General features: G+C 64.7%; 23 protein-coding genes. 12 read left to right on the top strand and 11 right to left on the bottom strand.

Translation table 11 applies throughout. The features are described 5' to 3' along the window. Positions 1–4: 4 nt before the first annotated feature. Complete coding sequence (locus K414_RS0103580) at positions 5–1159, bottom strand: acyl-CoA dehydrogenase family protein (RefSeq protein ID WP_027494696.1); 1155 nt, start codon at positions 1157–1159, stop codon at positions 5–7. Positions 1160–1265: 106 nt separating this feature from the next. After that, positions 1266–1964: a FadR/GntR family transcriptional regulator gene (locus K414_RS0103575; protein ID WP_027494695.1), complete on the bottom strand. Its 699-nt coding sequence runs from the start codon at positions 1962–1964 to the stop codon at positions 1266–1268. Between the two features lie 192 nt (positions 1965–2156). On the opposite strand from K414_RS0103575, the gene K414_RS0103570 reads away from it, so the two are divergent. From K414_RS0103570 to K414_RS0103560, 3 genes are all read left to right on the top strand, one after another. After that, on the top strand, positions 2157–3527 hold the full coding sequence (locus K414_RS0103570) for an SLC13 family permease (RefSeq protein ID WP_027494694.1): 1371 nt from the start codon (positions 2157–2159) through the stop codon (positions 3525–3527). Between the two features lie 142 nt (positions 3528–3669). Continuing rightward, complete coding sequence (locus K414_RS0103565) at positions 3670–4869, top strand: CoA transferase (RefSeq protein WP_027494693.1); 1200 nt, start codon at positions 3670–3672, stop codon at positions 4867–4869. Then, positions 4866–6368, top strand: coding sequence for a carboxyl transferase domain-containing protein (locus K414_RS0103560; RefSeq protein ID WP_027494692.1), 1503 nt, complete (start codon positions 4866–4868; stop codon positions 6366–6368). The genes K414_RS0103565 and K414_RS0103560 overlap by 4 nt, the downstream gene beginning before the upstream one ends. A 70-nt stretch (positions 6369–6438) precedes the next feature. Here K414_RS0103560 and K414_RS0103555 read toward each other — a convergent pair whose 3' ends face one another. Together K414_RS0103555 and K414_RS0103550 are read right to left on the bottom strand one after the other, a co-directional pair. Then, on the bottom strand, positions 6439–7179 hold the full coding sequence (locus K414_RS0103555) for an SDR family oxidoreductase (protein WP_027494691.1): 741 nt from the start codon (positions 7177–7179) through the stop codon (positions 6439–6441). Positions 7180–7285: 106 nt separating this feature from the next. After that, the gene (locus K414_RS0103550; protein ID WP_027494690.1) at positions 7286–8149 is read right to left on the bottom strand and encodes an RNA polymerase sigma-70 factor; all 864 of its coding nucleotides are present in this window, start codon (positions 8147–8149) and stop codon (positions 7286–7288) included. A gap of 47 nt (positions 8150–8196) precedes the next feature. Between K414_RS0103550 and K414_RS0103545 the strand changes: the two genes are divergently transcribed. From K414_RS0103545 to catC, 6 genes are all read left to right on the top strand, one after another. Beyond that, positions 8197–8946, top strand: coding sequence for an IclR family transcriptional regulator (locus K414_RS0103545; RefSeq protein ID WP_027494689.1), 750 nt, complete (start codon positions 8197–8199; stop codon positions 8944–8946). A 66-nt stretch (positions 8947–9012) separates the two neighbouring features. Then, a complete protein-coding gene (locus tag K414_RS0103540; protein WP_027494688.1) occupies positions 9013–10188 on the top strand; it encodes a 4-hydroxybenzoate 3-monooxygenase in 1176 nt (391 codons plus the stop codon). 144 nt (positions 10189–10332) lie between these two features. Continuing rightward, entirely contained in the window at positions 10333–11262 is a 930-nt protein-coding gene (locus tag K414_RS0103535; protein ID WP_027494687.1) for a LysR family transcriptional regulator, read from the top strand. After that, entirely contained in the window at positions 11259–12362 is a 1104-nt protein-coding gene (locus K414_RS0103530) for an enolase C-terminal domain-like protein (protein WP_027494686.1), read from the top strand. The genes K414_RS0103535 and K414_RS0103530 overlap by 4 nt, the downstream gene beginning before the upstream one ends. A gap of 43 nt (positions 12363–12405) precedes the next feature. After that, entirely contained in the window at positions 12406–13272 is an 867-nt protein-coding gene (gene catA, locus K414_RS0103525) for a catechol 1,2-dioxygenase (RefSeq protein ID WP_032384189.1), read from the top strand. 5 nt (positions 13273–13277) lie between these two features. Then, a complete protein-coding gene (gene catC, locus K414_RS0103520; protein ID WP_027494684.1) occupies positions 13278–13562 on the top strand; it encodes a muconolactone Delta-isomerase in 285 nt (94 codons plus the stop codon). A gap of 51 nt (positions 13563–13613) precedes the next feature. Here catC and K414_RS0103515 read toward each other — a convergent pair whose 3' ends face one another. Continuing rightward, positions 13614–14759 carry an SGNH/GDSL hydrolase family protein gene (locus tag K414_RS0103515; RefSeq protein WP_027494683.1) on the bottom strand — a complete coding sequence of 382 codons (1146 nt, stop codon included), beginning with the start codon at positions 14757–14759 and terminating at the stop codon, positions 13614–13616. A 141-nt stretch (positions 14760–14900) separates the two neighbouring features. On the opposite strand from K414_RS0103515, the gene K414_RS0103510 reads away from it, so the two are divergent. Further along, positions 14901–16385, top strand: coding sequence for an amidase (locus tag K414_RS0103510; RefSeq protein WP_027494682.1), 1485 nt, complete (start codon positions 14901–14903; stop codon positions 16383–16385). 32 nt (positions 16386–16417) lie between these two features. On the opposite strand, the gene K414_RS25945 is transcribed toward K414_RS0103510, so the two are convergent. Further along, positions 16418–17470, bottom strand: coding sequence for an NAD(P)H-binding protein (locus tag K414_RS25945; RefSeq protein WP_158514263.1), 1053 nt, complete (start codon positions 17468–17470; stop codon positions 16418–16420). Between the two features lie 86 nt (positions 17471–17556). On the opposite strand from K414_RS25945, the gene K414_RS0103500 reads away from it, so the two are divergent. Together K414_RS0103500 and K414_RS0103495 are read left to right on the top strand one after the other, a co-directional pair. After that, complete coding sequence (locus K414_RS0103500) at positions 17557–18357, top strand: alpha/beta hydrolase (protein ID WP_027494681.1); 801 nt, start codon at positions 17557–17559, stop codon at positions 18355–18357. Further along, positions 18354–19514: a SpoIIE family protein phosphatase gene (locus K414_RS0103495; protein ID WP_027494680.1), complete on the top strand. Its 1161-nt coding sequence runs from the start codon at positions 18354–18356 to the stop codon at positions 19512–19514. The genes K414_RS0103500 and K414_RS0103495 overlap by 4 nt, the downstream gene beginning before the upstream one ends. Here the strand turns inward: K414_RS0103495 and K414_RS0103490 are convergent. The 5 genes from K414_RS0103490 to K414_RS0103470 form a co-directional block, all read right to left on the bottom strand. Then, positions 19491–19850 (bottom strand): STAS domain-containing protein, encoded by a 360-nt coding sequence (locus K414_RS0103490; RefSeq protein WP_027494679.1) that lies wholly within the window; start codon positions 19848–19850, stop codon positions 19491–19493. The genes K414_RS0103495 and K414_RS0103490 overlap by 24 nt on opposite strands. Positions 19851–19917: 67 nt before the next feature. Next, entirely contained in the window at positions 19918–21249 is a 1332-nt protein-coding gene (locus K414_RS0103485; RefSeq protein ID WP_027494678.1) for an MCE family protein, read from the bottom strand. Between the two features lie 139 nt (positions 21250–21388). Further along, a complete protein-coding gene (locus tag K414_RS0103480; protein WP_027494677.1) occupies positions 21389–21844 on the bottom strand; it encodes a hypothetical protein in 456 nt (151 codons plus the stop codon). 68 nt (positions 21845–21912) lie between these two features. Next, a complete protein-coding gene (locus tag K414_RS0103475; RefSeq protein ID WP_152530478.1) occupies positions 21913–23160 on the bottom strand; it encodes a DUF6745 domain-containing protein in 1248 nt (415 codons plus the stop codon). A 140-nt stretch (positions 23161–23300) separates the two neighbouring features. Beyond that, positions 23301–24281, bottom strand: a complete 981-nt coding sequence (locus tag K414_RS0103470; RefSeq protein WP_027494675.1) for a sugar-binding domain-containing protein — start codon at positions 24279–24281, stop codon at positions 23301–23303. Positions 24282–24334 lie beyond the last annotated feature (53 nt).

Here is a 24334-nt window from a genome sequence, read left to right as displayed (position 1 = left end):
GGTTCTACAGAGAGCGAGAGATGAGGTCTTTCATGACTTCGTTGGCACCGGCATAGATACGGGCGATGCGACCGTCGACGAACATGCGGGCGATGGGGTATTCCTCCATGTAGCCGTAGCCGCCGAAGAGTTGCAGGCAGCGGTCGACCACCTCGAATTGTCGATCGGTGGTCCAGTACTTGACCATCGCGGCCGTCGTCACGTCCAGTGACCCCGAAATATGTTGGGCCACTGCGTCGTCGACGAAGGTGCGGACGACGCGTCCGATGGTGGCGCATTCGGCGAGCTCGAACTTGGTGTTCTGCAGGTCGAACAGTGTCTTGCCGAACGCGCTTCGTGTCTTGGTGTAGTCGACGGTCTGCTGCACGGCGGCCTCGATCATCGCAGCGGCGGCAATACCGCAGATCAGCCGTTCCTGAGGAAGCTGCTGCATCAACTGCGCGAAGCCGCGACCTTCTTCACCCAGGAGGTTGGCAGCCGGAACACGTAGACCGTCGAAGCTGAGTTCTGCTGTGTCCTGGCCTTTCTGGCCGATCTTGTGCAGTACCCGGCCGCGGTGGAAGCCTTCGGTGTCGTCGGAGACCTCGGCCACGAGCAGCGATAGCCCGCGGGCTCCGGCGGTTGGATCTGTCTTGGCGGCAATGATGATCAGATCACAGTGAGCTCCGTTGGAAATGAACGTCTTTCCGCCCGTGACCACGTAGTCGTCGCCGTCGCGCACCGCGCGGGTGGTGATGCCCTGGAGGTCCGAGCCGGTTCCCGGTTCGGTCATCGCGATCGCGCCGATCCACTCGCCGGAGCACAGCTTCGGAAGCCAGCGCTGCTTCTTATCCTCGGTTGCGTACGCAAGGATGTAATGCGGAACGATGCCGCTGTGCACACCCAACTGCATGGCCGAGTCGCCTGCGCGGACCTGCTCCTCGAACAGCACCGCCTCGTGGCGGAAGTCGCCGCCGCCTCCGCCGTACTGCTGGGGTATCGACATTCCCAGGAGTCCATGGTTGCCCGCACTCCGGTAGACCTCGCGGCTGGGGCGTCCGGCCGCCGCGAATTCCTCGCGGTGCGGCGCGACCTCCTTCTCGAAGAAGCTGCGGGCGAGCTGTCGGACGTCGGCGAGCTCGGTGGTGACGTCGTCGGTGCGGTCTGCGAGTGCAGTCATGGAGGGTCCTCGGGTCGGAGCGTACGACGCGTTGTTGGCGCTGTGCCAATAACGATGCACCGACGTGGCCACGGATGTCAACCATGTTCTGCGGCGGGTGAGTTCTCTAGCTGTCCGTGGAGCGGAGCAGTGCAACGTCCGAGACGAGGCGGATGTGCTCGGCCATCGCGCGTCCGGCCTCGGCCGAATTCTGTTGCCGCACAGCGTCGGCGATGCGGCGGTGGTGTTCCAACGAAGTCTGCGGACGGTTCGACTGCGACAATGATTCGATTCGAGTTTCGCGAATCAGGCCGGCGATTTCGCCCATCAGTCGGGCGAGTAGCGGCGAGTGCGCGGCCTCGGTGATGGCGTGATGGAACAGCTCGTCGCCGGAGTCGCCGCGATTTCCGTCGGTGATTTCCGAGGCCATGACCGACAGGGCGTGGTCGATCGCCGCCATTTCGGCGTCGCTGCGGCGGGTTGCGGCGAGCTCGGCGAGCTTGACCTCGAGTGCCTCGCGGGCTTCGATCACCTCGGGCAGGCGATCGGCGTGCTCGCGCAGGGCGCGAATGGCCATGTCTCCCACGGGCCGTCGCACGAGTACCGCTCCGTCGCCGTGGCGGACGGCCAGTATGCCCTGTACTTCGAGTGCAACGAGGGCCTGGCTCAGTGAGGCTCTACTGACGCCGAGGTGACCCGCCAGTTCACGCTCGGGCGGGAGTCGATCGCCGGGCTTCATGTCGCGATCGGCGATGTGTTTGCACAGCTGCTCCACGATGACCTCGTACAGCCGTGGTCGGGTCACCGGGCGAATTTGCTCAGCCACTGTGTCACTCGCTCTCTGCTCCTCTGGACCCCCACCTTAACCCTCGGGTGGGCAGTGGCCCGGGTCATAGCAACTGTTGACAAGTGATCCACTTCACTGGTTCAGTCTGTAAAGACTCAGTGGCTAGTCCAATTGGCCACGGAACCCGAGCGCCCGCTCGGGGGACAACCTCAGACGAACCGGAGACCTTCGATGTCGACCGAGTTGATACCCATCATTGCGCTCGTCGTCATGTTCCTCGCTGCGACCGTGTTCCCGGTGAACATGGGCGCGCTGGGGTTCGTGGCGGCGTTCTTCGTCGGAACCATTGCCGTGGGCATGGGCACCGACGACATCATCGCCGGCTTCCCGAGCAGCTTGTTCCTGACGCTCGTCGGTATCACCTACCTCTTCGCGATCGCCCAGAACAACGGCACGGTCGACCTCCTGGTCCGCGGTGCGGTGCGGCTGGTCGGTGGCCGGGTCGCCCTGATTCCGTGGGTCATGTTCGGTATCACCGGCGTGCTGACCTCAATCGGAGCGCTGGGACCGGCAGCCGTGGCGATCGTCGCACCGATCGCACTCGGCTTCGCGGCGCGGTACAAGATCAATGCCCTGCTCATGGGCATGATGGTCATTCACGGCGCACAGGCGGGCGGGTTCTCGCCGATCAGCATCTACGGCGTCACGGTCAACAACATCGCTCAGAAGGCGGGTCTGGTCAACAGCCCACTCACCTTGTTCCTGGGCAGCATGCTGTTCAACGCGGCAATCGGTGCGTTGCTGTTCATGTTCCTGGGCGGACGTGCACTTCTCGGACGTAGCGTGCACGACGAGGACGGCACCCGCCCCGAGGGAGATTCGGGCGGAGTAGGCGGGGGCGGCTCGAGAACTGTCATGCGCGGATTCGGATCGTCGACGCCCAAGCCGTCCGGTCAGACGGTCACGGTCGAGAACGCGCCACCCCTGGCCACCGCCGTCAAGGCCATCACGTTCGATCAGATCCTCACGCTCGTCGGGCTGGCCTCGCTGGCGTTGTTCTCACTCGTCCTCGATCTCGATGTCGGCTTCGTGTCGATGACGGTCGCCGTGGTCCTCGCCCTGGCGTCGCCCAAGGCTCAGAAGGGTGCGATCAACCAGATCAGCTGGTCGACGGTACTGCTCATCGGTGGCGTGCTGACGTTCGTCGGCGTGCTGCAGGAAGCCGGCACGGTCGAGTACGTCGGTGATGCGGTTGCCGGCATCGGTATTCCGCTGCTCGTGGCTCTGTTGCTGTGCTACATCGGTGCCATCGTGTCGGCGTTCGCGTCGTCGACGGCCATCCTCGGTGTCACCATCCCACTGGCCGTTCCGTTCCTGCTCGCCGGCGAGGTCGGTGCCATCGGTGTCATCGTGGCCCTGTCCATCGCCTCGACGATCGTCGATGTCAGTCCCTTCTCCACCAACGGCGCTCTGGTGCTGGCCAACGCCCAGGACATCGATCGGGACGTCTTCTACAAGCAGATCCTGAAATACAGCGCGTTGGTCGTCGTCGTCGGCCCGTTGATCGCCTGGGCGGTACTGGTCGTGCCCGGCTGGCTCTAGCTCTCGAGCTGCGCGGACGTCCGAGAACTCGATCTTGACTTCCCCTCGGATCGCTGGTCCAATGAAATTGGCTAGTCCACTGACCCAATGGGCCACACTGGCGATTCACCCCCTCATCGCTTTCGACGTAAGGATCAATTCGATGCCCCTCAACACGACAGGCAGAACCGGACCGCTCGACGGCACCGTGGTGGTGGATCTGACGCGCGCCCTGGCCGGCCCGCACGCGGCGATGATGCTCGGAGATCTCGGCGCGGACATCATCAAGGTCGAGACCCCCAAGGGCGGCGACGACACCCGGGTGTGGGGCCCGCCTTTCGTCACCCCGCGTGACGCGGAGCGCGAATCGACGTACTTCCTTTCGGCCAACCGCAACAAGCGGTCGATCGCGCTCGACCTCAAAACCGACGATGGCCGAGAAGCGTTAGAGCGCATGATCGAACGCGCGGATGTTCTGCTCGAGAACTTCCGCACGGGAGTGCTCGATCGGCTCGGCTTCTCGCCCGAGCGCATCGCTGAGATCAACCCGCGCACGGTCGTGCTGTCGATCAGTGGATTCGGACACGACGGCCCCGAGGGTGGCCGATCCGGCTACGACCAGATCGCTCAGGGCGAGGCCGGGTTGATGTCGTTCACCGGCTCCGGTCCCGACGATGTTCAGCGCGTGGGGGTTCCGATCGCGGACCTGCTGGCCGGAATGTACGGAGCGTTCGGCGTTCTCGCTGCGCTGCGCGAGCGCGACCGCACCGGCCGCGGCAAGGTGGTTCGAACGTCGTTGCTGGCCAGCGTCGTCGGGGTGCATGCATTCCAAGGCACCAAGTGGACCGTGGCAGGCGAGATCGGTGAGGCGCAGGGCAACCACCACCCGTCGATCTGCCCGTACGGCCTGTTTCCCACTTCCGATGGAGCCGTGCAGATCTCGGTGGGCAGCGAGGGACTGTGGCATCGCTTCTGTGAGGGCTTCGGTATCGATCCCGACCTCGAGGGCATGGCGACCAACCCGCAACGCGTCGACAGTCGCGACGACGTCGTCGAACTCGTGTCCAAGATCTTCCGTACCTACGAGACCGAGCCGTTGTTGGCGCTTCTCGACCAAATCGGTGTCCCCGCAGGCAAAGTACGCAACGTGCAGCAAGTGTACGAGTGGGAGCAGACCAAGTCTCAGGGCCTGCTCATCGACGTCGAGCACGAGACGCTGGGCACGGTGACCCTGCCCGGGCCGCCGCTGCGATTCTTCGAGTCCGACGGCACGGAGGTCACCGAGAACCGGCATCTGGCACCGCCGGTTCTCGGAGCCGACGACGAACTCGTCCGCGACTGGTTGAAAGAAGCGATCCGATGACGAGGATGACCGCGCTCGAACTTCTCGATCTGGTGATCGATCCCGGGAGTTTCGAGTCGTGGGACAGCCCGGCTGCCGACTACGTCATCGACGACGAGTACGCGAACGAACTGGCTGCGGCGCGTGAGAAGACCGGACTCGACGAATCCGTTCTCACCGGATCCGCGACCGTGCGCGGACGTAAGGTGGCAATCCTGTTGGGCGAGTTCGCCTTTCTGGCCGGATCCATCGGGGTGGCCGCCGGTGAACGTTTGGTCAGCGCGGTGCACCGATCCACCGCCGAGCGGCTTCCACTGCTCGCGTTGCCGACCTCGGGTGGAACGCGCATGCAGGAGGGCACTGTCGCGTTTCTGCAGATGGTCAAGATCACCGCGGCGATCACCGCACACAAGGCGGCGAACCTGCCGTACATCGTCTATCTGCGGCACCCGACCACCGGCGGCGTCTTCGCATCCTGGGGATCGCTCGGTCACGTCACCGTTGCCGAGCCCGGTGCGCTCGTCGGATTTCTCGGCCCCCGTGTCTACGAGGCGTTGTACGACGCGAAATTCCCCGCCGGCGTGCAGACCTCGGAGAACCTGCAGGCGCACGGACTCATCGACGCCATCCGTCCGCCCGAGCAACTCGGTGAGATCGTCGACCGTGCACTACGCATCATGACCGACGTGCCGTCGTGTCGCGTCCGGCATTCCGATGCTCTCGAGTGGGAGATCGAGGACGTGCCGGCATGGACCTCGATTCTGGCCTCACGCAGGAGCGATCGGCCGGGGGTGCGCGAATTGCTGTTCAACACAGCGGCAGACGTGTTACCGCTCAACGGAACCGGTCAGGGCGAGTCCGATCCGGGCCTCATTCTGGCGCTCGTCCGGTTCGGCGACATGCCGTGCGTTCTGCTCGGCCAGGACCGGAGGAGCCAGACGACGAAGACGCCACTCGGCCCCGCGGCTCTGCGTGAGGCCCGACGCGGCATGCGGCTGGCGCAGGATTTGAAGCTTCCCCTCGTCACCGTCATCGATACTGCCGGCGCAGCGCTGTCCAAAGAGGCGGAGGAAGGCGGCCTGGCCGGCGAGATAGCGCGGTGCATCGCAGACATGGTCGACCTCGAAACCCCCACGCTCTCCTTGCTGTTGGGGCAGGGAACCGGCGGTGGTGCCCTTGCGCTGGTGCCCGCGGATCGAGTTCTCGCTGCTCAGCACGCCTGGCTCTCGCCGTTGCCGCCCGAGGGTGCCTCGGCCATCGTGCATCGCGACACCACCCACGCCGCCGAGATGGCGACCAAGCAGGGAGTGCGCTCGCTCGATCTCTTCCGGGCCGGTGTCGTCGACATCATCGTTCCCGAGTTGCCCGACGCCGCAGACGAATCACAGCAGTTCTGCGATCGAGTGGGCGCGGTACTGCACCGAGAACTTGCCGAGCTGATCGCTCAGGACCCTTCGATGCGGATGATCGCGCGCGAAAAGCGTTTCAATCGAATCGGTTTTGCCGCTGCCGCTGTGTGATATCCGCCGAGCTCGAAGTTATGGACGGATTTCAGGCCGAATGTGTCCATAACTTCGAGTTCGGCGAGAATCAGGACTCGAGCCAGGCGGCGAAAGTAGTAGTGGACAGTTCGGCCCCATCGCCTGGAACCAGTTCACGGCCGTGCAACAGTGCGCCGAAGTACGGAGCCTGGTCGTCGGCGACGACGGTTCTGCTGTCGCCGCGTGCCTTCAGACCTCTTTCAACGAACTCGTTGAGCCCGAACGCTTCCGGGCCTCCGATCTCGATCGTCTCGTTACGCGGTGCCTCGAGAGCGACACGAGCGACAACGGTCGAAACGTCGTGTGCCGCGATCGGCTGGACGAGACCCGAGCTCAACCGGACTTCGTCGCCCGTCGTCGCGCCCTGTGCGATGGCGGAGAAGAACTCGAAGAACTGCGTTGCGCGCACGAGGGTGTACGGAATCGACGATGCGCGAATCAGTTTCTCTTGAGCCACCTTTGCGCGCAAGTAGCCGCTGGCGGGCAGTCGGTCGTTGCCGACCACGGACAGTGCAACGTGGTGCTGCACGCCCGCACTCGCTTCGGCTGCGAGGATGTTGGTCGTCGCGCGTGTGAAGAAGTCCAACACGGCCGCGTCCTCGAACGACGGTGAATTCGAGACGTCGACAACGATATTCGCACTGACGAGAGCATCGGCCAGGCCCTCGCCGGTCAGAGTATTCACACCGGACTTGGGCGACGCCGCTATCGCATCGTGACCGTGCTCGGTCAACATGCTCACAACTGCAGAACCTATGAGGCCGGTTCCGCCGATGACAACGATCTTCATGAGAATCCTCTCTTCGCCGCAGGAGGGGTGCCTGCGAGACGAGCCGGTCAACTCTTGTCTGCTGCCGGTCGCAGTGTTGACAGGGCAGCGCTCCGATCTGTGACACCTAGCGCGGCAGCGCGTGCAGCTTGTCCGGATTCATCACCCACAGGACGGTCCCGATCCCGTCCTCGGTGGCATCGATCGTCAGCAGCGTGGTCACCGTCGACTCACGAACGATCAGTACGGCAGCCCTTCCGTTGACCTGGATGAACGACGTCGTGGTTCCTATCCAGAAATGCGAGGAGAACGCCGCAACGAATGCGGCGACTCGGCTGCGTCCGACAATGGGTATTCGGGCTGCAGCCTTCACCTTGCCGCCGCCGTCGGACAGGCTCACTACGTCCTGCGCAAGAATCTTTTCCAGAGCGGCCAGATCGCCCCCCTTGGCTGCGGCGAGAAAGGCGTCGAGCAGTCGATGATGGCGGTCGGAATCGACAGGGGTCGGACGAGCGTCGGCCACATGTCTGCGGGCGCGCGTCACCAGTTGACGCGCGTTGGCTTCGGTTGTCTCCACTATGTCGGCGATCCGGCCGTACGGATAGTCGAATGCTTCCCGGAGAACGTACGCGGCTCGCTCACGAGCCGGAAGTCGTTCCAGCACAACAAGAACGGCAAGCTCGACCGTGGCGTCGTTGTCTGCCACCGTCGCCGGATCGGCTCGGGTGTCGATCGGTTCGGGCAGCCACGGGCCGACGTACGACTCCCGCCGCACCCGCGCCGACTGCGTGACGTTGATGGCCAGGCGTGTCGTGACGGTGGTGAGGAAGGCGAGTGAATTACGGACGGTGGTGCGGTCGGTGGCGTGCCACTTCAGCCAGACATCCTGCACCACATCTTCGGCCTCGGCGGCGCTGCCCAGCATGCGATAGGCAATCCCGAACAATCGCGGGCGTGCCAGCTCGAATGCGGCGGTGCCGTCGTCGGTCATCGGCGTGGTCTCACTCTCTGTCTCGTGGGGACACTATCGTCCATGTCATGGCTGGCAATGCTCGAGACCCCGGAGTCTCGGTGGCCGCGCGGCTGCTGGCCTTGCTCGGGGTGTTCGACGAGAAGGCTCCGTCGCTGACCTTGACCGACCTGGCCGCCGGTGCCGACCTACCCATCGCCACTGCGCATCGACTGGTGCGAGAACTGGTGGAGTGGGGTGCGTTGGTCCGGGGCGACGACGGGCGCTACGTCGTCGGTAGGCGGTTGTGGAAACTGGGCTTGCTCGCACCCGATCAGTCCGATCTTCGCGACATCGCATCACCGTTTCTGCACGACATCTACGGAGCGACCCTTGCGACGGTGCACCTGGCTATCCGCGACGGGTGCGAAGTGCTCTATCTCGACAGGTTGGCCGGCCACGCATCGGTTCCCGCGGTCAGTCGCGTCGGCGCTCGGCTGCCGCTGCACGCCACCGGCGTCGGCAAGGTGCTGCTGGCGTACGCGCCGCGGGAGGTGCAGGAGCAGGTGATGCGCTCCCTGGATCGCCTCACCCCGTACACGGTGACGCATCCTGGCCAGCTGGAGAGCGAGTTGCGTCGAGTGCGTCGCGAGGGCTTCGCGCAGACGGTCGAAGAGATGACACTCGGTGCGTGTTCGGTGGCTGTGCCGGTCCATGCCGGCGACAGTGTGGTCGCCGCATTGGGAATCGTGGTTCCCAAGCTGGGCCGCGATCGAGTGAGACTGGTTGCCGCACTTCAGGTTGCGGCCCAGGGGATCGGACGAAGTCTCGGCGGGTAGTCGGCCGTTTTCACTCAGTGGAAGTGCGGTCTTGTTCGGCTCGAAATCCCGGGGTCTACTGCTTGCATGCGTACACAGGTTGCCATCATCGGTGCAGGGCCCGCGGGTCTGCTGCTGTCCCACCTGCTCGACGAGCAGGGGATCGACTCCATTCTGATCGAGTCACGTACTCAGGAATACGTGCTCTCCCGAATCCGGGCCGGAGTCCTCGAACACTCGACGGTCCAGTTGCTCGACGAACACGGACTCGGTGAGCGTCTGCACCGCGAGGGCGACGAGCATCGAGGCATCTACCTGCAGTGGCCGGAAGAGCGGCACCACATCGACTTTCGTGATCTCGTCGACCGGAGTGTCTGGGTGTACGGGCAAACGGAGGTCACCAAGGACCTCGTCGTGGCACGCGAGAAGGCCGGCCAACAGATCTACTACGACGTCTCGGATACGGCGTTGCACGACGTCGAATCCGACGCCCCCTACGTCACGTTCACCGACGCGTCGGGCAACGCGGTGCGAATCGACGCGACAGTCGTTGCGGGATGCGACGGTTCCTTCGGACCGAGCCGGGCGGCCATGCCCGATTCGGTGCGCAACACCTGGGAAAGGGTCTATCCCTACTCCTGGCTCGGGGTGCTCGCCGATGTCGCCCCCTCGACGGACGAACTGATCTATGCCTGGCACCAGGACGGCTTCGCCATGCACTCGATGCGCTCGTCGACGGTCAGCCGGCTGTATCTGCAGGTGCCGAACGGAACCGATATCGACACGTGGTCCGACGACCGCATCTGGGATGCGTTGGCGTTAAGGCTCGGTCACGGTCAGGATGGGTGGACTCTGAACCCCGGCCCCATCACCGAGAAGAGCGTGTTGCCGATGCGCAGCTACGTGCAGACACCGATGAGACACGGCAACCTGTACCTGGCCGGCGACGCCGCGCACATCGTGCCGCCCACCGGAGCGAAGGGCCTCAACCTCGCGGTAGCCGACGTGGCTCTGCTCGCGCCTGCCCTGGCGCAGAAGCTGAAGGGGAACGATTCGCGGGCCGCAGACAGCTACAGCGACGACGCACTTCGGCGCGTCTGGCGCTGCACCCACTTTTCGTGGTGGATGACCACGATGCTGCATACCGGCGACGACCCCTTCGACGCGCAACTGCAACTCTCGCAACTGAAATGGGTGGCGTCCAGCGAGGCGGGTGCCATGGGACTGGCGGAGAACTACGCCGGATTGCCGATCGGATTCTGATCGGCGGGCGGCGTGTGCACCGCGAGGAATTGATCGCTCCGACTTATCAATGAGCTGCAAATAGGTCTTTGTCATCAATGGATTGCGGGCTTACTGTGGGCAGGGTCACGCCTGAGCGTGATACGAACCGACAGGAGGCAATCGATGGAACTGAGGCATCTTCATCAGTTCGTCGCCGTGGCCGAGACCTGTCACTTCGGTCAGGCAGCCAAACGCCTGCATCTGGCGCAGCCGGCATTGTCTCAGTCGGTCCGACAGCTCGAGGCCGAACTGGGCGTCACCCTGCTCACCCGAACCACGCGTCAAGTGAGCCTGACTCCGGCGGGGGAGTTCTTCTACCGCGAGACCGTCCGCAACCTCGACAATCTCGAACGCAGCAACCGCGGTGTCCGACGCATCGCCGATGGCCGGTACGGGTTGGTACGTATCGGCTTCACCGGCACGGCGGCATTCGATCAGTTGCCGCCGATCGCCCGTGCGATCAAGCAGCGCCTTCCCGGGATCGCGCTCGAAATTCACGGGGATCTGTTGACCCCCGCTCAGGTGGAGGGATTGCGGTCGGAGCAGCTCGACGTCGCGGTTCTGCGGCCACCCGTGGCAGGTGACGACCTCGTCGTACGCACCATCACCACCGAGTCGCTGCTGCTTGCGGTGCCCGTAGATCACCGGTACGCCGCCGAGGCAGCGCTCGGCATGGCCGACCTCATGTACGAGGACTTCGTGATGTATGCGGACACGCACTCGGTGATGAACGACGCCGTGGTGCGTAGTTGTCGCGCAGCGGGTTTCAGTCCTCGTCGTGAACACGAAGCCCCGGACACCTCGGTTCTGCTGGCCCTCGTCGCGGCCGGGTTGGGTGTGGCATTGGTTCCCGAATCCGTCCGCGCTCTGCAGTTGAACGGCGTCGTGTTCCGCGACATCGCCGGAGCGAGCACGATCGACCTGGCATTGGCGTGGCACCGCGACCGACCGTCGGCACTCGTCGATGCGCTGGTCGCAGCGTTGGAGGACGCGGGAGTGCTCCCTCCGCTCGAACTATCCGTACCGCCTGCTCAGTCGAAGGACGCGTTGTGAAAATCGTTGCTGTGGAGGCTATCCCGTACTCGATTCCGTATCGAAAGCCGCTGAAGTTCGCCAGCGGCGAGGTCGATGCCGCCGACCACGTTCTCGTACGCGTTCATACCGACGACGGTGTCGTCGGAGTCGCCGACGCTCCGCCTCGGCCGTTCACGTACGGCGAGACCCAGCGCGGGGTGGTGGCGGTAATCGAGACCCTGTTCGCGCCGGCCGTCGTGGGACTGCCGCTCACCTCGAGGGAGGTGGTCAATGCCAAACTTGCTCGTACAGTGGGTAATCCGGTTGCCAAATCTGCCGTGGACATGGCCATCTGGGATGCGCTCGGGCAGACACTCGACCTACCCGTCACCGAACTCCTCGGCGGCTACACCGACCGTATGCGGGTGAGCCACATGCTCGGATTCGACACGCCTGCAGCGATGGTCGACGAGGCGAGTCGGATGCGAGAGACATACGGCATCGGAGTCTTCAAGGTCAAAGTCGGGCGAAGGCCCGTAGAGCTCGACACCGCCGTGGTCCGCGCACTGCGAGAGGGGCTCGGTGAGACGGTCGAACTGTACGTCGACGGCAATCGCGGATGGACCGCTGCCGAATCTGCGCGTGCCATGAAAGAGATGTCGCATCTGGGGCTCACTCTTGCCGAGGAACTGTGCCCGGCAGACGACGTCCTCGGGCGTCGTTGGCTGGTACAGCAACTCGATGTTCCGTTCGTTGCCGACGAATCGGCGACGACCCCGGCGGAGGTCACTCGCGAGATCCTCGGTGGGTCCGCAACGGCCGTCAGTATCAAGACCGCTCGCACCGGATTCACCCGCTCGCTCCGCACTCATCACCTGTGCGAAGGGCTCGGTGTCGACGTGGTGATGGGAAACCAGATCGACGGCCAGCTCGGCACAGCCTGCACCGTCGCCTTCGGCGCGGCCTTCGACCTCACCTCACGCCGAGCAGGCGAGCTGTCGAACTTCCTCGACATGAGCGACGACCTGCTGACCGAAAGCCTCGTCATCCGCGACGGCGAACTGCACGTACTGCCGGGCTCGGGCCTCGGCGTGCGTATCGACCCCGACAAGCTCGCGAAATACCGCACCGACCACTGATCTTCAGCCCCGAAGAACGCAACTGTGAGCCAAGGAGTTCTCCATGAGCATCGACCACGCACCCTCGACGGAATCCGCTACCGAGGTGGCCACCGCAGCCGCGTCGGGGGCGAACGCCACCGAGCGTTTCACCTCCGACAAGCAGGCAGCCGCCGACACCCCGCCGGAGCGAGTCAGTCTGCTTGCTCGACAGGTCATTTCGGCAGTCCATGACACGATTCGCGAACACAAGGTCACTTACGACGAGTACAACGCACTCAAGGCCTGGCTGATCAACGTCGGTCAGACCGGTGAGTGGCCGCTGTTTCTCGACGTCTGGGTAGAGCACGTCGTCGAAGAAGTTGCCGGCGAAACCCGTGAAGGCAGCAAGGGCACCATCGAAGGTCCGTACTACGTTCCGAATGCCCCTGAGCTCGGGTCGGCCGCGATCCTGCCCACTCGCGACGGCGAACAGGGCACACCGCTGCTGTTCCAAGGTCAGGTCACGAGCGTCGACGGTAGCCCACTCCCGCATGCGGTCATCGAGATCTGGCACGCCGATTCCGACGGCTTCTACTCGCAGTTCGCGCCCGGAATCCCGGAGTGGAATCTGCGCGGCACGGTCACGGCAGACGATCAGGGCAACTTCTGGATCCACACGATGAAGCCCGCCCCGTACCAGATCCCGACCGACGGGGCCTGCGGCAAGCTGATCTCCGCGGCCGGCTGGCACCCGTGGCGTCCTGCACACCTGCACCTCAAAGTTGCGGCTGCCGGGCATCAGCAGATCACCACCCAGCTCTATTTCCCGGGCGACGCACACAACGACGACGACGTCGCCAACGCCGTCAAGCCCGAACTGATCCTCGATCCTCGGGAAGTCGACGGCGGCCAAGAAGTGACGTACGACTTCGTACTCGACAAGGGCTGAGCCACATGATTTTTGCCGTGAAGATGCACGTCGCATTGCCGCAGGACCTCGATGCGGACGTACGAGCGGACACCCTCTCCAGGGAGAAGGCGTACTCGCAGCAACTGCAGCGGGACGGGGAGTGGGTGCGCATCTGGCGCATCGTCGGCCAGTACTCCAACCTCAGCATCTTCGATGTCCGGGACAACGAGCGGCTACACGAAATCCTGTGGAATCTCCCACTGTTCCCGTACATGACGATCGAGGTGTCCCCGCTCGCGCAACACCCGTCGGACATTTCCGCGGGGTGATCGACCCCGCCGAACTCGAAGTTGGGGACGGAATTTCCGCGGAATCTGTCCCTAACTTCGAGTTCGCGGGAAGATTCGGTCGACGACGCGTTCGGCGATCAGCTCATGCGTCGACTGGTCGGGGTGCAGCCTATCCGGCAACGGGTGGTCCTCGACATCGTTGTCTCCGTACAGTTCTCGGCCGTCGAGGTAATGAAGGTGGGGGTCCTCGGTAGCGCGCTCGGACACGATACGGGCGAGTTTCTCGCGGATCACGGTCAGAGTCAGCTTACCGGCACGCACCTCGGCGGGATCACCCGTCGCCGCGAATTTCACCGTGTCCGACGCCAATGCCGCCGGATCGAATGCACCTGGGCCGGGGGTGTTCTCGTGGATGGGGCACAGCAGCGCGGAGATCACGAACAGTGGGGTGTGGGGGTGACCGTCGCGGATGGTGTCGAGAAATCCGTGCACCGCGGAGGTGAATGCGCGTAGCCGCATCACGTCGGAGTTGACGAGGTTGATTCCTATCTCGAGGCTGATGAGGTCGGCGGGCGCGTCCCGAATGGCCGTCGCTACGAAGTGATCGAGCAGTGCGCTTCCGCCGAAACCCAGATTGCGCAGTTGCACACCGGCTGTCGCGGCGGCGAGGGCCGTCCAGGTGGTGCTGGGCCCTGTGGCGTTGGACCCCTGACTGATGGAGCTGCCGTAGTCGATCCAGATCGGTCGGGTGTCGACGACGGGTGAGACAGCGGCGTCGGTACGCAGCGCGACCAGCTCGATGATTTCGTTGTGCGGCAACCAGATTTCGACGTGTTTGTCGGTTGCGGGCAGCCCGGAGAACCGCGCGACACCGGTCGGCTCGACCTGATCGGTGACCGACCCCGTCGCCAGGTCGATGGTCGTGGTGATGCCACCCGTCGTCGGAACGCGCTCGATGAGGGCGCCGTCGATTCGCAGGTCGAACAGTCCGGCCGGCCGCGGCGGCAGGCCCAGGAATGCGCGACGGGTCGCCACTGCGTCGATCTCGATGATGGTGGCGGTCGTGGTGAAGACCAACCGAACTCCGGACGGCTGAGATTCCGCCATCGTGAGCTGGGGGTCGGTGAAGCGCTGACGAGCTGCGCGTGGCAGGCGATGAGGAAGCACGCCGTTGTCGGTTCGTTCCAGCTCGGTCGCGCCGTGCAGAAGTGTGTCGGAGATGTCGGTAGTGATCATGGGGGTCTCGATCTCTGGGGTGTCGGGCTGAGGTAAGGGCAGCTGGCGCACCTGCCTTCCTATACAAACCGTATATTTGCCTAATGCACTTAGGCAAACCGTTTCGCACACGGATGGGCCGCACGTAATTAAGGTGGCCACATGCGCATCGACGAGTATCGGACGTACGACGGCCTCGGGCTGGCCGAGTTGGTCTCCACAGGCGATGTCACCCCGCGTGAACTTCTCGATTGCGCACTGGAGCAGGCGAAGTCGGTGAACCCGGGTCTCAACGCGATCGTGCGTCCGATGCGCGAGGAGGCCGAGCAACGGCTGGCCGGAACGCTGGAAGGTCCGTTCGCCGGGGTGCCGTTTCTGATCAAGGACCTGTCCCAGGATTACGCGGGGCTGCCCACGTCCAGTGGTTCACGTGCACTCTTCGAGCTGCCGATGCCAGAACACGCGACGGTGGTGCAGCGCTGGCTCGACGCCGGTCTCGTCATCTTCGGTAAGACGAACACCCCGGAGTTCGGTGCCAAGGGAATCACCGAGCCGGCAGTGTTCGGCCCGGCTCGAAACCCGTGGGACCGCAGCAGAACTCCCGGTGGTTCGTCGGGTGGCTCCGCCGCGGCGGTCGCGGCCGGGATCGCGCCGGTGGCGGGAGCGAACGACGGCGGCGGCTCGATCCGCATTCCGGCGGCCTGCTGTGGACTCGTCGGGCTCAAGCCCGGCCGCGGGCTGGTGCCGTCGGGACCGACGTTCGGCGAGCCGATGCACGGGGCCGCAGTGCAGGGCGTGGTGTCGCGGTCGGTCCGCGACACCGCCGCGATGCTCGATGTCCTCGCCGGTGGTGAGCCGACGTCGGGATACTCGTCCACGCCGCCGCCCGACGGGTTCCTGTCTCGGATGGACACCGACCCGCGGCCGTTACGGATCGGCATGTACGCCGCGACCTCGGTGAATCCGTCTCCGGCCCCGGAGGCGATCGCTGCGATGGAATCGGCGGCGACGACGCTCGGCGAACTGGGCCATACCGTCGAACTCCTCGAGGCCCCGCCGTTCGACGACGCGGCGCTCAACCGCGAATTCCTGCTCGCCTGGTTCACGTACCTGGCGTGGGAAATGGAAGAGGTCAAGCGCAGAACCGGGTGCGGTGACGACGCATTCGAGCGGGACACCCGAATCATGGCCGCGCTCGGCCGATCCGCGAGCGGAGTCGACTACCTCGATGCGGTGGAGGGCCGACACGTGCACGTGCGGGCCCTGGCCACCTACTTCGAGACGTACGACCTGCTGCTGACCCCGACTCTGGCCGAGCTTCCCCCGAAGATCGGGGCGTTCGAGCTCGCGAAGCCGCTGCAGTTGGCATCGGACTTGCTGTTGCGCAGCCGAACTGCGGGAATGCTCAAGTACACCGGCATCGTGGATCAAATGATCGACGAGAACATCTCGTGGATCCCGTACACCCAGACCGCCAACGTCACCGGGCGTCCCGCCCTGTCCGTTCCGCTGCACTGGACGAGCTCAGGTCTGCCCATGGGCGCACACTTTCTCGCCCCGCTGGGCGGGGAGGGGCTGCTCGTCCAACTCGCGGCGCAGTTGGAACGAGCAGTGCCCTGGGCTCATCGCTACAGCGACATCGGCTGACAGCTACATCAGCTGACAGACATCGACACCGGCTAGCGGGTCGCTCCGAGCTGGACCTTGCCCGCGATGCCGGACGGACGCTGTCGCACGGTGCCGTCGACGATGTCGACGACTCCGCCTGCCCAGTCCGGATCGGTGTCGGCTGCGGCCTGAGGATCGGCGTGTGCGTCCGTACCTTCCTCGGCTGCCACCGTGATGGAGCGTTCCAAGGCCTCCCGCACACTGAGCAACGTCGTATCCGGTTCTGCGAACACCTCCGTCGCGGCATTACCGCGTCGCACGACCATGTCGTGGGTCAGGCTCTCCACCAACGAGATCACGGTGCCGGGCGGCATCGCGGTGATGACTGCGACCGCGCGGCCGACCAGCCCCGTCGGCAGCAGTGGCACCGGAATCTGTGCTCGGCGCAGACCGGCGACGCTGCCGTACGCCTGCAGGAGTTCCGGGTAGCTCATCGTCTCGGTGCCGCCGATGTCGAACGATCCGGGGCGGGCTGTGTCGCCGAGGGCGCGGGCGATGATGGCGACGACGTCCACGACGGCGATCGGCTGTACCTGTCTGCGCATCCACGTCGGAATCGGCGTCACCGGCAGTCGCTCGGTCATGCGTCGCACCAACTCGAACGACGTCGATCCGGAACCGAGGATGATGGCCGCCCGAAGGACGGTGGCATCGACGGAACTGTCGAGGAACGCCTCCTCGACCTGCAGCCGGGAGCGCAGGTGATCCGACAGCGGAGTGCCGTCGTCGGGAATCAGTCCGGACAGATAGACGATTCGCTGGAGCCCGTTGCGTTCCGCGGCAGCGGCCATCGACTGCGCGGCGTGGCGATCCTTCTCGACGAAATCGCCCTCGTCCATCGAGTGGACCAGGTAGACCACCGCGTCGACGTTCTCGGTAGCGGAGTCGAAGCTGTCGTGGTCGTCGAGGTCGAAGTGCACAGCCGTCACGTGCGCACCCCAGGCGAAGCGCGACTTCTTCTTGGGGTCACGCATCGCGGCGTGTACCTCGTGGCCCTGTTCGAGAAGCACGGGGATCAGCCGAGATCCGATGTATCCGGTTGCGCCGGTGACCAGCACTCGCATGAGATTCTCGTTTCTGTAGACAGGGGTCATACCCTGTCCGGGCAGTCTCACTCCCCGCTTCCGGTGCCGGATGACACACTGTGCAGGTGAGTGCGCGCATCAGGAACAACGTGAAAGTCGTCGGAGCTGCCGACGGCCCGGTCGTGATGCTGGCGCACGGCTTCGGCTGCGACCAGACGTTGTGGCGAGGCGTCACCGAGATCCTGGCTTCGCGATTCCGGATCGTCCTGTTCGACCACGTGGGGGCCGGGGCATCGGACCCGGCGGCCTGGGACGCCGAGAGATACGCCCACATGAGCACGTACGCCGCCGACATCGTCGAGATCGCGCAGGAACTCGACCTGACCGACGTCACGTTGGTCGGTCACTCGGTGGCGTCGATGATGGGGGTGCTGGCCGCCACCTCTGCGCCCGATCGATTCACCAAGTTGATTCTGCTGACTCCGTCCCCCCGGTACATCGACGACGGCGACTACCGCGGCGGCTTCAGTGCAGAGGACATCGACGAACTGCTCGAATCGCTGGACAGCAACTACCTCGGTTGGTCCGCATCGATGGCATCGGTGGTCGTGAACGCACCCGATCGACCGGAACTCGAGAACATGTGGACCGCGAGCGTGTGCCGAACCGATCCGGCGTGCGCACGGGTGTTCGCCCGCACCACCTTTCTGTCCGACAATCGGGCGGATCTGCCTGCAGTACCGGTGCCGACGTTGATTATCGACAGTGCGCGCGACTCGCTCGCACCGCCTCAGGTCGGCCGGTTCGTGCACGAACAGATCCCGGGGAGCGTCCGCATCACGCTCGACGTCAGTGGCCATTGCCCGCAGATCACCGCACCCGAACTGACGGCCGAGACCATCGCGGACTTCGTGAGACCGTCGTGATCGATGACCTCGATGTCGAGGACCTGTACGAGAATGCGCCATGCGGGTACCTGTCCGTACGCCCCGACATGCGGATCGCGCGACTGAACTCGACGCTGGCAACCTGGCTGGGCTTCGAGGTCGACGCGCTGGTCGGCACCGATTTCGGGGAGCTGCTCACCGTCGGTGGACGCATTCACTACGAGACCCACTTCGGGCCGATGCTGTTGATGAACGGCAAGCTCGACGGCATTGCACTGGACCTGGTGACGGCGGATCGTCGACGGCTGCCGGTGTTCATCACGGCGAACGTCAAGATCGACGCAGAGGGCCGGCCGGTACTGATCCGCATCACGGCGCTCGACGCTCGCGATCGCCGTACTTACGAGCGCGAATTGCTGCAATCACGCACGCGTGCAGAACTGTTGGCCAAGACGCTGCAGCGGTCGCTGTTGCCGCCCGCACTGCTACCGCCGTCGGGGATGACCGCCGCGGCGCACTACCGGGCAGCGTCCCGCGACGAGGTGGGTGGCGACTTCTACGACCTGTTTCCGTTGTCCGACGACTGCTGGGGCTTCTTTCTCGGCGACGTCTGTGGCAAAGGTGCATCGGCGGCCGCTGTGACGTCGCTGACGCGGTACACGTTGCGCGCGGCAGCGGTGTACGACGAGAACCCCGTCGCGGTGCTGCAGAATCTGGATTCTGTTCTGCGGCAAGAGTTTCGGGACGCCAATGCGCAGTTCTGCACCGCAGTCTTCGGCATTCTGAGCCGAACGGACACCGGATTCGAGGTATCGATGGCCAGTGGCGGGCACCCCCCACCGCTGGTCCTTCGTGCCGACGGAACCGCCCACTACGTGCCCATGACGGGCGGCCAGCTGATCGGAATACTTCGGCACGCTCGCTTCGTTCCGGCGACCGTCACGCTCGAAGCAGGGGACACCCTGATGCTCTACAGCGACGGTCTCACCGAAGCGCGAGTCGGCCGGGGCCGATACGACGACGACGGTGCCCTGCTGGAATTCGCGACGGCGCACGCTCCGGCGACTCCGGCAGCCATCGTCGACGATCTGCGGTTGCTGCTGCGCAGTTTCGGCGACGGTCTGGCCGACGACGCCGCCGTCATGGCACTGGGCGTATCCCCGGCCCCCGACTCAGTCGAGGGCAGCGAGGGCTGACGGCAGGTCGGCGTGCAGGGTGAATTCCTGATCCAAGCCCATCAGTTTGATCGGCCGGCTGGTGGTCGGTCCGTCGGCGACGACCGAGAACGACAGGGACTCTCCGTGATCCTGTTGCGCCGTCGCGAGAACGGTCATGGCCGCCGAGGCCAGAAACGACACTCCGCTCAGGTCGACGATCAGTGCAGCCGGGCCGGTCGCGGTCTGTGCGGTGATGGCCTCGGACAGTGCCGGAGCGGTGGTGACGTCGAGCTCGCCCGCTACCGAGATGACGGCCGCGCGCCCGTCGTTGGAGGACTGGATCGAGAATCCTGCGGCGTTCGTGTCGACTGGCATCTGTACTCCTGAATCGTTACCCGCCGCGCTCGTCGACGGGGGATGCGGACCATTCAATCAGGCGGTGTCAGCGGAGCGTGACCTGAGTTCCTCGAAGCGCAGGCGCGCCCACCGTGGTGGTCCAGGAGGGGACGGCCTCCGGTGCGATTCCGGTGGCACCGCCGTAGATGACGGCCAGGGTCTGCTGCTCGGTGACCGAGCCCGCGTACGACGCGGGAACAGGAGAGAGCTGCGGAGCCGAGAGCACCGGGATGTTCTGCTCGCCCGGGTTTCTGGTCGGCACCTGGTACGAGCCGTCGTTGGGTGACCCACCCGGGTACTGCGGGAAGTATTCGCCCGCATTGCGGTCGAGGGGGGTGTAGCAGCTCGGTCCGCGGGTCTGCTCGAACAGCCGTGGCTCGTCCTGGTTCGGCAGGTATCGACCCTTCGGGTTGACGAACGGCATCGAGACGTTGATGCCGGGATACTCGTCGCCGACGCCGGTGACGATCCTGCCGCGTCGAGCCCCTTCGGCGAACTGTGCAACCGTGCAACCCAGGGCGGGGGAGAACTCGGCCAGCACTTCGAGTGCCTCGCGCGAATTCGCGGCGAGACCGATCAGCTGCGTCGAATTCGCCTCGAGAAAGCCGGCCGTCGTGTTCGAGGCGGATGTCACCGACGTGTACAGCGTCGCGAGCGCGGATTGCTTCTCGACGACGGTGTTGCCGGTGGTCCGCAGATTGTCGAGAGCGCTGACCAACTCGGGAGCTGCATCGGCGTAGGTCTGGGAGAAGTCCGCCAATCCGCGTAGGTCCTGCTGGATGGCGGGGAGTTCGGTGTTCAGTCCGGAGAAGATGTTCTCCAGCCGATCGATCGTCAGGCCCAGCTGTTCTCCGCGGCCGCTGAGCCCCTGTGCCAGTGCGCCGAGGGTGTTCGAGAGATCCTGTGGCGGCACGGCTTGGAGTAACGGCAGCAGGCCGTCGAGCAATTGCCCCACCTCGATGGCATTTCCGCTGCGATCCTGCTTCAGCACGGTGCCCTCGGTGATGGGCGAACCGGGCTTGCCGTCCGGCGGAATCAACGCGACGTACCGCTCACCGAAGAGAGTCTTGGGCAGCAGGCGAGCCGTGACGTTCGAGGGGATCATCGGCGCTTTGTCCGGCTCGATCGCCAGTTCCGAGGTGACGACGCCGTCGGTGGTCGTAGCCGATCGGACCTCGCCGACGATCATGCCGCGCACCTTGACGTCGGCATTGCGGGGCAGCGCGTTGCCGACGCTGTCGGTCTCGAGGGAGACGGTCACGACGTCGACGAAGGTCTTGTTGTACGAGGTGACACTCCACCCGACGAACACCACGATGAGCACGACCAGTCCGATTCCGAGGAGACGGTTCTGCGCCGGCGAAGGGGCGCCGGTCATGCGACGGTCTGTGCGACAACAGCAGTCATGACGCGAACCTTAGTGCTACATAGAGTCACACTTACTGCTCCGACGCCCCTTCTGAGATGCACCTATCAGTGCCCGGGTGATGCGATACAGATCACACGCAGTCGGTGTGTCAATCTGCGATCAGTTGCGTCGACGAGAACCAGCCGTCTCCGCCGCGTTCGCGCTGACGACCGATGACGTATCGGCCGGGTGCAATTCCGGTGGCCCCGTGTTCGGGGTGAATGAGGTAGGCGGTCTCCGAGTTGCTCAGGATGCCCAGAGCGAGGCGTCGAACGTCGTGCACCGGACTCGACCACGTGCATCCGCGGCCGTCGGCGACGAGGCTGTGCGGATTGCCGCCCGCCGCACTGCGGAGTAGTTCGATGCCGGACAACGGCACGGTCTCGTGTCGTGTCCGTTCGGTGGTGACGACGATGCCGTCGAGTACGGCGAGCGGGACGACGATCAGATCTCCCTGGGCCTGCGACCCGTTGACGACGGGCACCGATATCTCCTTGTCGAGGTAGTCGAAGACATCCAGACCGGTGCGGTCGGTGAGAGTGGACAGCGTGATGTTCGAGTTCATGGGGTCACCTGTGGTTGGTCGTTGGGGTGGGTAGTTGTGGTGTGGGTATCTCTGGAGTTCGTGCGGAGTCACGTACGGCGGAGGAGCCGGGCATAGTCGGCTCCGGCCAGACCGTAGGTCCAGCCTGCCGCGTCGATGGCGGAGGTGAAGGCGGCGGGGACCCGCAGGCCGTAACGGCGACGCCGGCCATCGCGTTCACGGGAACCGTTGACGGCGAGCAGAATTCGTCCCCCGTCCTGCCAGCCCTCCGGTGCTGCGTACAGCTCCAGGGTGCAGCCCGGGTTCCCCGGATCCTGGCCGGCGTCGACAAGACGTAGGCCCGCCTGCTCCAGATAGGTGTCCCAGCCGATTCGTTCGATGGCGCTTCGTCGCACTTCGACGTTGCGTTCGACAGTGATGCGGTCGACCGTCGGGTCGCGGATGACCCAGCTCGGAACCACGGTGCCGCTCAGTACGTGGACCGCGCTGCCGTCGGCGAACTCCACGGCCGGCCCGTCCGAATTATGCAGTCGCACTTCACCGTGCGGCGAATCGGGCAACGGTTCGACGTGTACTGCGGTGGGCCGTTCGGCCATCACTGCGGTGTTCTCGAACGCCCACCACCACCCCGTCGACTCGATGAGGGCGGTTTGGACGTCGAGTAGTTCGACGTCCTCGAAAGAGAACCGGGCGAGGCCGTGGCGACGGAAAGCGTCGTAGTAGGCAACGCGATGGGCTTCCTGTTGGCCGTACCAGGTGATGGAGCCGAACGGGCGGGGAGTGGTCGTGCGGATGGCAGTGGCAATTCCGTCGAACAGGCTGGTGTGCAACGACGTACGGACGGTCCGGTCGATGATGGGATCCGGGCTGATCCCGGCGAGGGCCGCCTCGATTGGGGTACCGCGGGCGACGATGCCGCGGGCTCGAAAGTCGTTGCTGCCGTTGACCGTCGACCACCGATTTACCCGCGGCCATTCGATGTGGCGGCGCTCGATGATGCGGTCCATACGGTGCCGGGAGTCGGACAACATGGTCGCGATCGCGGCGTCCACCTCGGTACCGGCGGTGGATATCGACGGTGTTCTCGCCAAGTGTCTGCCGGCGATGAAGGTCGCTGCAGCCCGAGGCGACGGCACCCAATGGAACTCGGGCTCGTCGAACCCGGCAGATCGATACATTTGTGCCACAGCATGTTCCGCGACAGATCTGTCGGCTGGGCCGGCTTTCAGTTCGTAATCGAGCCACCGGTCGCGTTGCGCACAGACCGCGCGGATGTCTTCGGCGTAGGAATCGGGATCTTCGGAGAATGTGCCTCGACGGGGGAATGTCGACGGCATCGGCACGGCGCTCACTTCGGTGAGGCGGTGTCCGCCTTTCCTGTTGTCATGAACCAAGAGTGACACGAGATTCGGCCGAGCGCAAGGGTTGCCCACGTGCGCGGAAGTTCGTAGCAGGGGTCGAGCTTCCACTCACATGGTCAGCGCGAGCGCAACACCAATTTCGCGGCGCTGATGTCGTCGATCACCAGATCGGTGATCAGGCCACCGCGCAGTGCGGCGGTGAGGGCGTCGAGTTTGGACTCTCCCGCCACGATGGCGACTCTGCGCGGGACGGCCTTGAGTCGATCGAGGCTCGGCCCACTCGATCTGTCGTTCAACGCAATTCGGTTGTAGCTGCCGTCGGATCGGAGGAACACCGTGGCGATGTCGCCGACGACGCCGTCACGTTGCAGCTCGGCTCTGTCCTCGCGTTCGAGATAGCCGGCGCTGTAGACGTGACTCGGAACGGCTCCACTCATGACGCCGATGCTGAAGACGGCGAGGTTCATGCGATCCTGAAGTTCGAGCACGCGCCTGATGCTGCGCTCGCGCCACAGGTGCTGTCTCGTTTCCGGATAGTCGAAGAATGCGGGAACCGGAAATCCCTGTGCCGCAGCCCCGTACGCGTCGGCGAACGTCCGGATGATGTCGGTGGCATACGAGACCCCCGTGGTGCGCATGTTGGCTGCCCCGTTCAGTTGCACCACGCTCGAGTTGTGGGTTCGCTTGGGGGCGAGCTTGCGGCTGACGGCGCTGACGGTGGTTCCCCAGGCGACGCCCATCACCATGTCCGACTCGAAGAACGACGTGAGTAGTCGGCCGGCGAAGGTCGCGACCCGATCGAGACGCTGCAGTTCGTCGACCGTCTCCGCGACCGGCACCACGTGTGCACGAATGTCGTACAGATCGGCGAATGCACGCTCGATCCGCGGTGCCTGACCGAGTGGGGTGGAGATCTTGATTTCCACCAGTCCCGACGCCCGCGCGAACGTGATGAGTCGTGAGACTGTCGAACGAGATACGCCCAGCTCACGGCCGATGGCCGCCATCGTCATGTCCTGGAAGTAGTACAGCCGCGCCGCCTGGGTGGCATGGCCGGTCCGCAGGTCGGATTCGGGAGTGATGCCGGTGTCCGTCACCGGCACCAGTGTACGACCGAATTGCACATATGTGCATCAGCTGTGAAACGCAG

The sequence above is a fragment of the Rhodococcus sp. JG-3 genome (assembly GCF_000482405.1).
Taxonomy (GTDB): domain Bacteria; phylum Actinomycetota; class Actinomycetes; order Mycobacteriales; family Mycobacteriaceae; genus Rhodococcoides; species Rhodococcoides fascians.
Note: the sequence above shows the minus strand (reverse complement) of the source record. Positions and strands in the feature narration are given on the sequence as shown.